Raw genomic sequence first — 13,201 nt, 5'->3', positions numbered from 1 at the left:
TTTACGACACCGACCTCTACACGGGCATAGCGACGCCTTGACAGACGCGCTTGGTGTTCGAATGCGAAAGTACAGGCTTCACATCGGTGTCACAATGCGAAAAGCACCGATATTCGCTAGACCTTTGTCTACACGAGCATGACAATCCTTGCTATTCAGTAAGTTATGCATGATTTCGTATAACTTCAACGGCTTGCACCCACCAGGTCAATCAGTGCTACCACTGGCGTCACCGCGAGCATGTATCAAAAAGAACATCAAACGAACATTCTGGATGGCACACCGCCCCGCCTCACCATCTACGGGGCACCTGGTCGAGCAGCAACCGCACGCAGGATCACGTTGCCTGCGCGACGGTTCAGAGCAGACGTCTTTTCACCGGACATGAGCAAGAGGACAGGATGATGCAGTCCAAGCGCCACCGCGCCATCGTCGAACTGATCACGCGTCAGGGCTATGCCTCCATCGAGCAGCTGGCGAGTCACTTCAAGGTCACGCCGCAGACCATTCGCCGTGATCTCAACCAGCTCTCGGAAGCCGGTGCCCTAAAGCGTGTCCATGGGGGGGCGGGACTTGAATCCAGCACGGTGAATACGGCCTACAGCACGCGCAAGACCCTGAACCTGGAAGCCAAGCGGCGCATCGCTCGCACCCTCGCCAACGAGATACCGGATCACGCCTCGCTGTTCATCAACATCGGCACCAGCAATGAGATGGTCGCTGAGGCGCTGTGTGATCATCACGGACTGGAAGTCATCACCAACAACCTCAACGTGGCAGCCATTCTCCAGCACAAGGAGGATTTCAATGTCATCGTCGCCGGTGGCATGGTGCGCTCTCGCGATGGCGGCATCATCGGCGAGGCGACCATCGACTTCATCAATCAGTTCAAGGTGGATTACGGCATCATCGGCATCAGCGGCATCGATGAAGATGGCTCGCTGCTGGAGTTCGACTATCAGGAAGTGCGTGTCGCCCAGGCGATCATCCACAACTCGCGCCAGGTATTCCTGATCGCGGATCACTCCAAGTTCCAGCGCAATGCCGTGGTGCGTCAGGGCAACCTGAGCCAGCTGGATGCGCTGTTCACGGATATCCAGCCTCCGGAAAACATTCTGAGACTGATGCACCAGCATGAAGTGGCCTTGCATGTTGCGGTATCCGATGAGGCCGGGAACGCCTGATCCACGGCGCAGAGCGCCCAGCCACGCGGAACGCCTGCCGTCTCGCCACCTCCTTCCTCATCGTTGAGTCATTTCCCACGTCAAGCCGTGCGTCATGCCGTGGCGTGGGTCGCCGCTCTTCTTCTCTTCTTCTCTTCTTCTCTTCTTCTCTTTTTCTCTTCTTCTAGCCTGCTCCTCCTCGGCTCTCTTCTCATCCTCCTGCTCAGCAAGCTCCCCTTGCATCGGGCATCTCGCCTTGCGGTGCGCCGGCAGGCTGCAGAAAAGCCCGTCGGCCAGTGCCTCGAGCGCATGGGCGAAGAGGCAGATCTTCATCCGACTGTCATATCCCGCATCGACACTGTGAAAAATGTTCAGGCAGGACAACAGGTTGAACATGGTGCAATGCCGGGTCGCTTGTTCGAGCCCATTATGCGCACTTTCGAAAATCGAGATGCCACAAGAATCACCTTGATGTTCGACTTTCACTAAGCTATGTTCACTTTCGAAACTTATCACGCGCACCGAACCGGTGCCGCCCCATCTCGATCTCCCCGGTAGCGCCGGGCACGTGCAGGAGCAGCCCATGTCCCGCGACAACGACGCACTTATCGACCTCTTCATCATCGGCGGTGGCATCAATGGTGCCGGTATCGCCAATGACGCCAGCGGGCGCGGCCTGAGCGTGGCACTGTGCGAGCAGAATGATCTGGCCAGCGCCACCTCTTCCGCCAGCAGCAAGCTGATCCATGGCGGCCTGCGCTACCTGGAACACTACGAGTTCCGGCTGGTACGTGAAGCCCTGCAGGAGCGTGAAGTGCTGCTCAAGAAGGCACCGCACATCATCTGGCCCCTGCGCTTCATCCTGCCGCACCAGCCACATCTGCGTCCGGCCTGGATGATCCGTGCCGGCCTGTTCCTGTATGACCACATCGGCAAGCGCGAGACCCTGCCAGCCTCCAAGGGGCTCAAGTTCGGTGAGCAGAGCCCCCTGGTCAGCGAGATCACCCAGGGCTTCGAGTATTCCGACTGCTGGGTGGATGATGCGCGTCTGGTCATCACCAACGCGCTTCAGGCTCAGGAGCAAGGCGCGGAGATCATGACGCGCACTCGCTGCGTCGGGGCACGCGACGTGAACGGGCATTGGGAGCTGACGCTGGAGAACATCGACAGCGGTGAGACCTTCACCCGTCACGCCCGCACATTGGTGAATGCCGCCGGGCCGTGGGTGGAGTCCTTCATCAAGGGTGCCACCGAGCGCACGCCGCGCTACGGCATCCGCATGATCCAGGGCAGCCACCTGATCGTGCCGCGCCTCAATACCGATGATCGCGCCTTCATCCTGCAGAACAAGGACAAGCGCATCGTCTTCGTGCTGCCCTATCAGGAAGACTTCAGCCTGGTCGGCACCACGGACGTGCGCTACAAGGGCGACCCCTCCGAGGTGGCCTGCTCCAGCGATGAAACCGACTACATGCTCGAGGTGGTCAACCATCACTTCAAGCGCAAGCTGAGCCGCGATGACGTCATCTCCTCCTTCTCCGGCGTACGCCCGCTGTGTGATGACGAGTCAGCCGACCCGTCAGCGATGACCCGCGACTACACCTTGCACCTGGATGACAGCGGCGCGCCGATGCTGTCCATCTTCGGTGGCAAGATCACCACCTATCGCAAGCTGGCCGAATCCGCGCTGGAAGATCTGAAGCCGCTGCTGCCCAACATGGGTGAACCGTGGACCCACGAGAAGGCCTTGCCGGGGGGAGACATCGAGAGCCGCGCGGCCTTCACTCGCCAGCTGGTCCGCGACTTCCCGTTCCTGGGAGAGGCTCGCGCCAGACGCCTGGCTTCCAGCTATGGCAGCCTGTGCCTGCACTTCCTCGAGGGCAAGAAGAGCGAAGCCGAGCTTGGCGAAGACTTCGGTGCCGGCCTGAGCGCCGCCGAGATCGATTACCTGGTCGAGCGTGAGTGGGCACATGAGGTACAGGATGTGGTGTGGCGGCGTACCAAGCTGACCCTGCGCCTGAGCGATGAGCAGAAGGCCCGTATCGGCGAGTACCTCAAGGAACGCCTGATGGCGCACGCCGCCTGACGCATCGCTGATTCACCTGCATGCGACATCAGAAAGCCCGCCCTCCTGACTGGAGGGCGGGCTTTCTGTTTCTTGCTTGCAGACTCTTGCCTGCTGTCTCTTGCTTGCAGACTCTTGCCTGCTGTCTCTTGCCTGCTGACGCTTGCTGTCAGCCTTGCGGGGGCACGCTTACTGGATGCCGCCCTCGGTCAGCTTGGCCGGGTCCAGCAGGCGCTCCAGCGTCTCACGGTCGAGATCCGTCTCCTCCTCGGCCACCTCGAGGATCGGCCGGCCGGCCTGATAGGCCACCTTGGCGATACGTGCGGCCTCGTTGTAACCGATCACCGGATTGAGTGCCGTGACCAGAATCGGGTTCCTGGCCAGCGGCGCTTCGATGTTGTCCTGCCGCACCGTGAAGGTGGCAATGGCCTTGTCCGCCAGCAGGCGGCTGACATTGGCGCTCAGCGTGATCGAGAACAGCAGATTGTTGGCGATCAACGGCAGCATGACATTGAGCTGGAAGTTGCCGCTCTGACCGGCGATGCCGATGGTGGCATCATTGCCCATCACCTGGGCAGCCACCTGGGCGGCGGCTTCCGGAATCACCGGATTGACCTTGCCCGGCATGATGGAGCTGCCCGGCTGCAAGGCCTCAAGCTCGATCTCGCCCAGCCCGGCCAGCGGCCCGGAGTTCATCCAGCGCAGGTCATTGCTGATCTTCATCATCGCCACGGCGTAGGTCCGCAGGTGACCGGAAAGCTCGACCGCGGAATCCTGACAAGACAGCGCCGCGAAGAAGCTGTCGGCCGGACGGAAGGCGTGCCCGGTCTGAAGCGAAAGGCGCTTGGCCATGCGTTCGGCAAACTCGGGATGCGCGTTGATGCCACTGCCGACGGCCGTGCCGCCCTGGGCGAGACGCTCGAGACGCGGCAGCGACTCCTCGATGCGCTCGATGGCCTGTGCCACCTGGGATTGCCATGCCCCCAGCTCCTGACTCAGACGAATCGGCATCGCGTCCATCAGGTGGGTGCGGCCGGTCTTGACGACATCATCGACCTCCGCCGCCTTGCTCGCGATCACGTCGTGCAGATGACGCAGTGCAGGCAGCAAGGTATCGGTGACGGCAATGACCGCCGACAGGTGAATCGCCGTCGGGATGACATCGTTGCTGGACTGCCCCATGTTGACGTGGTCATTGGCGCCGACCTTGAGGTCGCTGTTCTCGCTTTCCAGCTGGGCATTGGCCAGATGCGTCAGCACTTCATTGACGTTCATGTTGGTCGAGGTGCCGGAACCGGTCTGGAAGACATCGACCGGGAACTGATCCGCATGCTCGCCATCGATGATCTGGCGCGCCGCCTTGACGATGGCACCGGCACGCGCCTCATCCAGCAACTCGAGGTCGAGATTGACCTCTGCCGCGGCAAGCTTGATGCGCGCCACCGCCTGGATGAACGGTGCCGGCAAAGGCTGGCCGCTGACCGGGAAGTTGTCCACCGCACGCTGGGTCTGCGCCCCGTAGAGTGCACTGACCGGCACCTCGAGTTCGCCCATGCTGTCCTGTTCGCGACGGGTCTGGCTGCTCATGCAATGACTCCCTGTGATGACACCAGGCAGCGGCTCGTGTGACTGGCGCTGCCGGTAGGCGTGAATGGATTGCCCCCATGATCACGTGGGGCCTTGGGGGAATCCAATCAAGCCACTTGATGGTAGTGATTATCAATAACAATCATCAGATTTCCGCGTTGCCCTTCACGACCCGCCACTAACCTGCTGATGACAACGTGATTCTGGCATGCCAAGCGCTGTGACGAGCTCGTGGGGGTCGGTTACACTGTGCGGCGATTCGGTGGTCCGCCGCGTCCTGCCTGCGCCGGTGCGCGGCGGCATCGCTCACGACATCCTCTTCCATTCTCTGTCGACGGAATCTCCTGGCACCCGATGTCCACTTCTCTGCTGCTGATGCCCGCCATGTCTGCGACCCGCCTGCTCACTCCCGGTCTTGTCATTCGCGAGGGGGAATCGGCATGAACTGGCTATCGCACAATCCCTACTTCACCTATCTGCACCGCCAGCGCCTGCATATCCTGCGGGTCACCGTCGCCCTGACGCTCTGTTTCAGCATCATCGAGCTGTTCGATCTGCCGCACAGCTCCTGGGCACTGGTCAGCACCGTGATGGTGATGGGCAATCTGCCCCACGTCGGCGGCGTGCTCGACAAGGGCTCGCAGCGCCTGCTCGGCACGCTGCTGGGGGGACTCTGGGGGCTGATCCTGATACTGGTCGCGGACCCGCTGCCCGGCGTGGTGCCCATCTGGAGCATGGTCGGCATCGCGCTGGCGCTCAATGCCACCTTCAGCAATCGCTATGGCTACAGCTCGCTGCTGTTCTGCGTCACCCTGCTGATGGTGGTGGGCGATGGCAATCATGATCTCGGGATCGCCCTGTGGCGCGTCTTCAACGTGGTACTGGGCACCTTGATCAGTATCGTGGTCAGCCTGGTCCTGCTGCCCCAGAAGGCGACGGATGTCTTCCGCTTCCTGCTGGCCGACAACCTCGACAAGCTGGCGCGGCTCTATCACAACCACACCAATGCAGAGCGTTCCAGCATCGAGGAAACGCTCAATCTGGTGCGCGCCACCTCCGCCCAGCTGGTCAAGCAGCGTGGACTGGTGGATGCCGTGGTGCGTGAAGGCCGGATCCAGCGCGGTGATATCGAGGAGATCCTATCGTTCGAGCGGCGCATGATCTCGACCATCGAGCTGCTGCAGGAAACCCACTGGAACACGCGAGAAGGTCATGAGTTCATCGAAGGACTCGAGGGCCTGCGCGATGCCCAGCACCGACTGGCTCGCGCCCTCGGCACGCTGGCCTTCCAGGTGCGTACCGGCCAGCACATCGAGCTGACGGTGACCCCGTTCGACCTGCAGCGCTACGCCGAGGTACGCAATGTCGAGAGCCGCAAAGGACGTGCACTGTTCAGCCCGGCAGGCTATCTGTGGCTGAATCGTGAACTCGCGCGCCTGACGGAAGCCCTGGGGGAGCGGCTGTCCCTGCTGGAACGTCTGCCCAGCGAGCGCCTGCAACGGCGCCTGCCGGGCCATGGCCTGATCAGTGATGCCCGCCGGATCTTCCTGCCGGAGGACCCGACCCCGGGCGAGACAGCCGTCCCCAAGGACTCTGACAGCGACGGCACGCCCCCGACACCCGAGGCGAAGTCACCTGACACCCGGGATGACGCTCATTCCCGCTCGCCCGCCGCCGCACCCGGTGACACGCCAAGGAAAGACGCATGAGCACAGCGCATGACATCACTGCCACCAGTGACCACGATGTCCTGATCGTGGGCGGCGGTGCGGCCGGCCTGACCCTTGCGCTCAGCCTGGCCAATCAGCCCTCATCCGCGTCGCGCTCGCGCCGCGTGACGCTGCTGCGTCCGGCGCGGGAGGCCCAGGGCGCCAGCCGCTGGGCTCAGGGCGGCATCGCGGCGGTACTGGCCCCGGAAGATGACGTGGAATCGCATGTCGCCGATACGCTGATCGCGGGGGACGGCCTGTGCAACGAGCGAGCGGTGCGCTTTACCGTCGGACATTCCCGCGAGGCCATCGAGTGGTTGATCGGGCTTGGCGTCCCCTTCACGCCAGCCGAAGCCGATGCCAGCTATCCCTATCACCTCACCCGGGAAGGCGGCCACGGCCGGCGACGCATCATCCATGCGGCCGACGCCACGGGGCGGGCGCTGCTGGATACGCTCAGTCAGCATGTCGAGTCACATCCTGCCATCGAGGTGCTCGATGACCTGCTCGCCGTGGACATCGAGGTGAAGGGGGCCCAGGTCGCGGGACTGCGGGTCATCGATGGCACCGGCCAGCAACGCTTGCTGACGGTACGCGACCTGGTATTGGCCACGGGCGGTGCCAGCGGCCTGTTTGCGCATGCCACCAGCCCCAGCGCCAGCGTCGGGGATGGCATGGCGATGGCCGTGCGTGCCGGTGCCAGCCTGATGAATCTGGAGTTCCAGCAGTTTCACCCCACCTGTCTGTACGACCCGGCCGGAACGCCGTTCCTGATCTCGGAAGCCGTGCGCGGCGAAGGTGGCCTGTTGAAGCGCCCCGATGGCCATCGCTTCATGCTGGATCACGACCCTCGCCTGGAGCTGGCACCACGCGACGTGGTGGCGCGCGCCATCCTCGCCGAGATGCGCGCTCACGGGCTGGATCACGTCCATCTCGATATCAGTGCGCTGGGATCCGCGGCCATCCATCATCACTTCCCGACCATCCTGGCGCATTGCCGGGAGCGTGGCATCGACATCACCCGAGCCCCGATTCCCGTGGTACCGGCAGCACATTACAGCTGCGGCGGAATCGCCACCGAATTGAATGGCGCGAGTGATCTGGCAGGACTGTGGGCCATCGGCGAAGTGGCCTGTACAGGGCTTCACGGGGCCAATCGCATGGCCAGCAACTCATTGCTGGAATGCCTGGTGCAGGCGCGCGCCTGCGGCGAGGCGCTCACCGAGCGCGAATCGGCGCCCGACACCTGGCCAGTGGCGCAGGCGCTCACAACGAGCATGCTGCCTGAACGAGGACAGCTGCCTCCCCGCCAGCAGGCACTATTGACCCGGCTGAAAGACAGGCATGCACTCTGGCAGCACGTGATGTGCCTGGAGAATCGCGAAGCGGATGAGCGGCTCACGGCGTTGCGGCGCCTGATGAGCCTGCAGGCGGGCATCGAGCGTAGCCAGCAGGGACTGGAAGCGGCACTGGATCAGATGGCGGCCTGGCTGGCCTGTGAGCCCCCTCATTCGTCAGAGCGCGCTCATTCCTCTGAACTCTCCCGGCAAGGCAGGCACTCAGGGGCCAGCGCAGGTGTCACTCACCTGGCCCTGTATCAGGCGCTGACTCTGGCGCCGCTGTTGTTGATCAGCGCTCACCAACGTCATGAATCACGCGGGCTCCACTTCGTGCGCGATTACCCCATGCCGGCACCGCGCGCGCGTGACAGCGTGATTCACCTCAGATGATCATTGGCGGCGATCAGTCGCGATACGGGCCATCAGCGGCTCGATGGCAGGCGGCTGTCGTGGCATGTCGTGGGCGAGAGGTGGCCACAGCAGCCACAGTCGCAGCCGATGCAGCTGGGCTGGAGGTGCGCTGTCTGGCCATAGCCACAGAGTACGTGAGCGCTCACCGGGGCACGTGAGGCGCAGACCCACCAGTCGCGGCGAACACCACAGGCGCGTGACGCCGACTCGCTGCCAGCCACCGGAGTTCGCGTCCGCCCACCACCAGCAAAGGCGCATCTCGGGGTGCCGCCTGCGCGTCTCGTCGAGTGATGCCGGTGAGCGAGGACTTTCCTCTTCGGCTTCGTCGTGCGCCAGTTCGCCCTCCTCACCTGTCTCCGTCTCCGTCTCTGCCTCTGGCATGGCGGCCAGCCCCGAGCGCTCCGCCCCTTCCCCCACGGGCTCCGCCCCGAGCGCCAGCCACCATACCTCCCGATGCCGGTCACGGCGATGCCACCACCACCAGGCTTCCACCCCCTGCAAGACCCCGCCTGTGGTCAGCATGGCCATGACGGCCGAATGGATGTTCAAAGGCGGCATCATGCCCCAGAAAGCACAATGCTCCGCCTCGAAAGGCAGAGCATCATGGGTGCGGCAGGCCCACCAGGCATCCAGGCCGGAAGGTCCTGCCAGGCGAGCGAACAGCCACGTCATCAGCACGAGGCTGCACGCCAGCAGTATCAGGCGCAGAATCGCCTGAGCATGCAGGGCCTGTTCAGAGGCCCTTGAACTGATCGCGTTCGCCATGTTCTGCATTGGCGATCACCATGTCGATCAGGCGCTGATAGTCCTCATTGCCACACGGATCCCGCTTCATCAGCCACACGAAGAGATCCTGATCCTCTTCCGCGAGCAGTTCCACGTAGAGGGCCTTGTCCTGCTCACTCAACGCATCGAAGCGCTGCTCGAGAAAAGGCAACAGCAGCAGATCGAGTTCCCACATGCCGCGGCGGGAGTGCCAGTGAAGGCGCTTGCGAATCATCTCATCCATTGCCCGAACCTCAGTCGTCACATCAATGCCGGCAGTATACCCGAGGGGGAGTCTGGCAGCATCCGTTGACCCTTTGCCACGACAGGAATTGGCAATCCATGTCGTGATGGGCAATGATGTTCGTAGTGCGTTGTTTTCTCAGGATTTGCCCATTATGCTGAGGAGATAACAATCACAAGGATGCGGGGGTCCGTCAGACGACAAGAGGTCATCTGACAGCCGCATCACGATCACCCTTCCCGCAAGGGTGCAGGCATGGAGAGATCCGATGACCAAGTCCGAGCTGATCGAACAGATAGCCATGCGACAGCCTGAGTTGTCGCTCAAGGATGTAGAAGCCGCCGTTCGCATCATCCTCGATGATGTCACTGATGCGCTGGCCCACGGGGGACGCGTGGAGATTCGCGGGTTCGGTAGCTTCTCGCTGCACTACCGTGAGCCGCGTCTGGGACGCAACCCGAAGACCGGAGAGCCCGTCCAGCTGGACGGCAAGTTCGTCCCGCACTTCAAACCGGGCAAGGAACTGCGCGAACAGGTCGATGCCAGCCGCGCGCTCGGCTACTGAGCCCACAAGGCATCGGCCTGGCCTCAGGCCGCACGGCTGACGTCGAGACTCACGGCTTGCCCGGTGATACACTCGCCAGGCGATGATTCACGACTGCATTTCATGACAAGGAAACCGTTATGCGCTGGCTAAAAGGTCTCGTTCTGGCCGTGATCCTGCTGATCGTTCTGCTGGTCGGCATCCTGTTTGCCGTTCACAACCAGCAAACCGTGCCTCTCGACCTCATCTGGCTCGAGCTGCCGGCTGCCTCACTTTCCATGTGGCTGCTGTTTTCACTGGCCATCGGCGTCGTGCTCGGCATGATCGCCATGACCGGCATGTATCTGCGCCTGCGCACGCTGTTGACCCGCGCGCAGCGTCGCAACCAGCAGCAACGCAAGGAACTGGACCAGCTGCGCATCCAGGAGATCAAGGAAGTGGCATAAATGCCTGACCTGATACTGCTGGGACTGCTGATGGCCGCCATTGCCATCGGGTTCTGGCTGGGGCGACGTGATCGTCGCCCCACTACGCAAACTCCCGCCCCTGCCACCTTGTCCCGCGACTATTTCGTTGGCCTCAATCATCTGCTCAACGAGCAGCCTGATCGCGCCATCGAAACCTTCGTACAGGCCTTGGAAGTCAACAGCGACACGGTCGATACCCACATCGCGCTGGGTAACCTGTACCGCAGTCGCGGGGAGGTCGACCGCGCCGTCAAGATCCACCAGAATCTGCTGGCACGCCCGGCCCTCGACAGCGAGCAGGGCGAACGCGTACAGCTGGAACTGGCCCGCGACTTCATGCGCAGCGGTGTCTACGACCGCGCCGAGAAGCTGCTGGAAACCCTCCTCAAGCAGGCCCAGCACGATGACCATCGTCGCGCTGGCCGACGCCTCCTGATCGACCTGCTCGAGCGTGAGCGAGAATGGGAGGCTGCCCTCGAGGTCGCACACCCCATCCTGCGTCAGGAAGGTGGCATCCGACGCGCCGCCGCCCACTGGCACTGCGAACTGGCGGCCCTCGATATCCTGGAAGGCAGTCAGGCGGTGGCTCGCAAGCGCCTCAAGCAGGCACTCTCCACGGATGAGAAGTGTGTGCGCGCCAACTGGATGCTGGCCGAGATCGAATACGAGCATGCCAACTACAAGCAGAGCATTCGCCTGCTGCAGCGCATTCCGCGTCAGGACACCGGTTTCACTCCCATCATTCTCGAACCGCTCGGCAAGGCATTCCACATGCTGGACGACGAAAGCGGACTGGTGCGCTATCTGCAGCAGGAAGTCGAGCGCGGCCCCTATACCACCACGGTGGTCAGTCTCGCCCAGTTGATCGAGCGCCGGGAAGGAGTCGAGGCCGCCGTCAGCTTCGCCAGCGAGCAATTGCATCGTCACCCCAGCCTGCGGGGCGTCGACTATCTGCTCGACCTGTACCTGCTGGATGCCGATGAGCGCGAGACCCAGCGCTTCAGCCTGCTCAAGCGCCATACCCAGCAGCTGATCGAGGCACGCCCTCGCCATCGCTGCCACCGCTGCGGATTCGAGGCCTCGATGCTGCTGTGGCAATGCCCGAAATGTCGCCACTGGGGTACCGTCAAGCCGATCACCGGACTGGAAGGCGAATGAGCCCCCGCATTCCGTGACTCGCTCATCTGGACCAGCCCGTCAGTTCAAGCCCGTCAGACCAAGCACGTCAGACCAAGCACGTCAGACCAAGTGCGCCCGAGCAGGATGCAAGACGCCCCCGCCGCTTTCGCGACGGGGGCGTCTCGTCATTCCAGGGCCTGAAAGCCCTCGACTCTCTGGCTCGTCAGGCGACGCGAGGCCCACGCAGACGCGGTGACAGCGTCTCTCCTGCCCCGCAGGCCAGCACGATGGCCCCCAGGAAATACGGCCAGTCCTCTAGACTCAGGGCCGCCACGCCAAGCGCATCAATGAAGATCGCCACGATGCAGATCGGGCTGACATAGCGAATCATGAACAGCCAGATACGGTAGCCTCCCTCACTCAGATCCAGCTCATCGCGCAACATGCTGCTCTTGAAGACGAAGCCGGCCAGCAGCGCCATGGCAATGCCACCGACCGGCATCATCCAGCGCGAGGTCAGGTAATCCAGCCAGTCGAAGGAGTGCTTGCCGGCCAGGGTCCAGTCCGCGCCCAGATTGAAGGACAGCATCGCGAACATCGCGACCAGCCACAACACGCTTCCGGCTAGCCACGATGCCTTGGTGCGACTCATGTTGCGGTTCTCGCACAGCCAGGCGACGGTGGCCTCGATCATCGAGATCGCGGACGTCAAGGCGGCAATGGAGAGCATGGCGAAGAACAGTACCCCGAACAGCTGACCGAAGGGCATCTGGTTGAAGGCCACCGGCAGGCTCATGAAGATCAGCCCCGGACCGGAGGACGGGTCCATGCCATTGGCGAAGATGATCGGGAAGATCGCGAGTCCCGCCATCAGCGCCACCAGCGTATCGGCGATCGCGACCGTGAAGGTGGTGCGAGCGATGGAGGTGCCTGACGGCAGATAGGAGCCGTAGGTCAGGATGGCGCCGGAGGCCAGCGACAGGGTGAAGAAGGCATGCCCCAGCGCGGCCAGCACGCCCTCACTGCTCAATCGGGAGACATCGAAGTCGAACAGGAAGTGGAAGCCTGCCGAGAAGTTGCCGGAGGTCAGGGCGTAGCCGATCATGATCAACAGCATGATCACCATGCCCGGCATCATCCAGCGCACGCTCTTCTCGACCCCCTCCTGCACGCCACGCCCGACGATCAGCATCGTCACTACCGTCACCAGCGTCGCCCAGCCACCCAGTGCCCAGGGATTGGCGTTGCCAGCCTCGAAGATACCGCCCAGCTCAGCGACGCCATGTCCGGACAGCGACCCGCTGGCCATCTTCCACAGGTAGCTGAAGGACCACCCCGCGACCACGACATAGAACGACAGGATCATGAAGCCGGCCAGCATCGCCATCCAACCGAAGACCTTCCACAACGGGCTGGCCCCCGCTTCCCGGGCCAGGCTGGCGATCGCCTCGATGGGGCTGCCGCGACCACGGCGCCCGAAGGCGATCTCCGCCATCATCACGGGCACGCCAACGGCGAGAATGCAGGCCAGATACACCAGCACGAAGGCGCCTCCGCCATATTCACCGGTGATATAGGGAAACTTCCAGATATTGCCCAGCCCTACCGCGGAACCGGTAGCTGCAAGGATGAAACCCCAGCGACTGATCCAGAGATTCTTGGGTTGCTGTCTTGCCGTCATGGAATACCTTACGAGTTATTGTTGTGAGCCAGTGGTGATCGACGCAACGCCTTGCCGTCTCGGGTGCTCACGCAGACCATTTTACTGATAAGAAGGATGTTCGTCC

12 protein-coding genes are annotated in these 13,201 nt (G+C 62.7%); 7 read left to right on the top strand and 5 right to left on the bottom strand.

The annotated features are described in order from the left end of the window. The first annotated feature begins 401 nt into the window (after positions 1 to 401). Complete coding sequence (locus OW493_RS14395; protein ID WP_084208138.1) at positions 402 to 1,184, top strand: DeoR/GlpR family transcriptional regulator; 783 nt, start codon at positions 402 to 404, stop codon at positions 1,182 to 1,184. A 57-nt stretch (positions 1,185 to 1,241) separates the two neighbouring features. Here OW493_RS14395 and OW493_RS14390 read toward each other — a convergent pair whose 3' ends face one another. Next, positions 1,242 to 1,649, bottom strand: coding sequence for a hypothetical protein (locus OW493_RS14390; protein ID WP_289864638.1), 408 nt, complete (start codon positions 1,647 to 1,649; stop codon positions 1,242 to 1,244). Positions 1,650 to 1,746: 97 nt separating this feature from the next. Here OW493_RS14390 and glpD point away from each other — a divergent pair, with 97 nt between their 5' ends. Continuing rightward, a complete protein-coding gene (glpD, locus tag OW493_RS14385; RefSeq protein ID WP_271302251.1) occupies positions 1,747 to 3,249 on the top strand; it encodes a glycerol-3-phosphate dehydrogenase in 1,503 nt (500 codons plus the stop codon). Between the two features lie 168 nt (positions 3,250 to 3,417). Here the strand turns inward: glpD and OW493_RS14380 are convergent, their stop codons facing one another. Continuing rightward, positions 3,418 to 4,815: a class II fumarate hydratase gene (locus tag OW493_RS14380; RefSeq protein ID WP_289864635.1), complete on the bottom strand. Its 1,398-nt coding sequence runs from the start codon at positions 4,813 to 4,815 to the stop codon at positions 3,418 to 3,420. A gap of 440 nt (positions 4,816 to 5,255) precedes the next feature. On the opposite strand from OW493_RS14380, the gene OW493_RS14375 reads away from it, so the two are divergent. Further along, positions 5,256 to 6,524, top strand: coding sequence for an FUSC family protein (locus tag OW493_RS14375; protein WP_136938683.1), 1,269 nt, complete (start codon positions 5,256 to 5,258; stop codon positions 6,522 to 6,524). After that, complete coding sequence (nadB, locus tag OW493_RS14370; RefSeq protein WP_176493403.1) at positions 6,521 to 8,254, top strand: L-aspartate oxidase; 1,734 nt, start codon at positions 6,521 to 6,523, stop codon at positions 8,252 to 8,254. The genes OW493_RS14375 and nadB overlap by 4 nt, the downstream gene beginning before the upstream one ends. Here the strand turns inward: nadB and OW493_RS14365 are convergent, their stop codons facing one another. Further along, the gene (locus OW493_RS14365) at positions 8,255 to 9,049 is read right to left on the bottom strand and encodes a hypothetical protein (RefSeq protein WP_289864628.1); all 795 of its coding nucleotides are present in this window, start codon (positions 9,047 to 9,049) and stop codon (positions 8,255 to 8,257) included. After that, positions 9,009 to 9,284 carry a succinate dehydrogenase assembly factor 2 gene (locus tag OW493_RS14360; RefSeq protein WP_077374619.1) on the bottom strand — a complete coding sequence of 92 codons (276 nt, stop codon included), beginning with the start codon at positions 9,282 to 9,284 and terminating at the stop codon, positions 9,009 to 9,011. The genes OW493_RS14365 and OW493_RS14360 overlap by 41 nt, the downstream gene beginning before the upstream one ends. Before the next feature lie 268 nt (positions 9,285 to 9,552). Between OW493_RS14360 and OW493_RS14355 the strand changes: the two genes are divergently transcribed. The 3 genes from OW493_RS14355 (at position 9,553) to lapB (ending at position 11,453) form a co-directional block, all read left to right on the top strand. Continuing rightward, the gene (locus tag OW493_RS14355; RefSeq protein WP_077374621.1) at positions 9,553 to 9,849 is read left to right on the top strand and encodes an integration host factor subunit beta; all 297 of its coding nucleotides are present in this window, start codon (positions 9,553 to 9,555) and stop codon (positions 9,847 to 9,849) included. Between the two features lie 119 nt (positions 9,850 to 9,968). Further along, positions 9,969 to 10,274, top strand: coding sequence for a LapA family protein (locus OW493_RS14350; protein WP_077374623.1), 306 nt, complete (start codon positions 9,969 to 9,971; stop codon positions 10,272 to 10,274). Beyond that, positions 10,275 to 11,453: a lipopolysaccharide assembly protein LapB gene (gene lapB, locus OW493_RS14345; protein WP_084208132.1), complete on the top strand. Its 1,179-nt coding sequence runs from the start codon at positions 10,275 to 10,277 to the stop codon at positions 11,451 to 11,453. Positions 11,454 to 11,637: 184 nt separating this feature from the next. Here lapB and OW493_RS14340 read toward each other — a convergent pair whose 3' ends face one another. Then, entirely contained in the window at positions 11,638 to 13,095 is a 1,458-nt protein-coding gene (locus OW493_RS14340; protein WP_289864619.1) for a sodium-dependent transporter, read from the bottom strand. Between the last annotated feature and the right edge of the window lie 106 nt (positions 13,096 to 13,201).

Origin of the sequence: Cobetia sp. 14N.309.X.WAT.E.A4, from assembly GCF_030397495.1 — a bacterium.
Classification (GTDB): Bacteria; Pseudomonadota; Gammaproteobacteria; order Pseudomonadales; family Halomonadaceae; genus Cobetia; species Cobetia marina.
The sequence above is the reverse complement of the archived record's forward strand: the minus strand, read 5'-3'. Positions and strand labels throughout refer to the sequence as shown.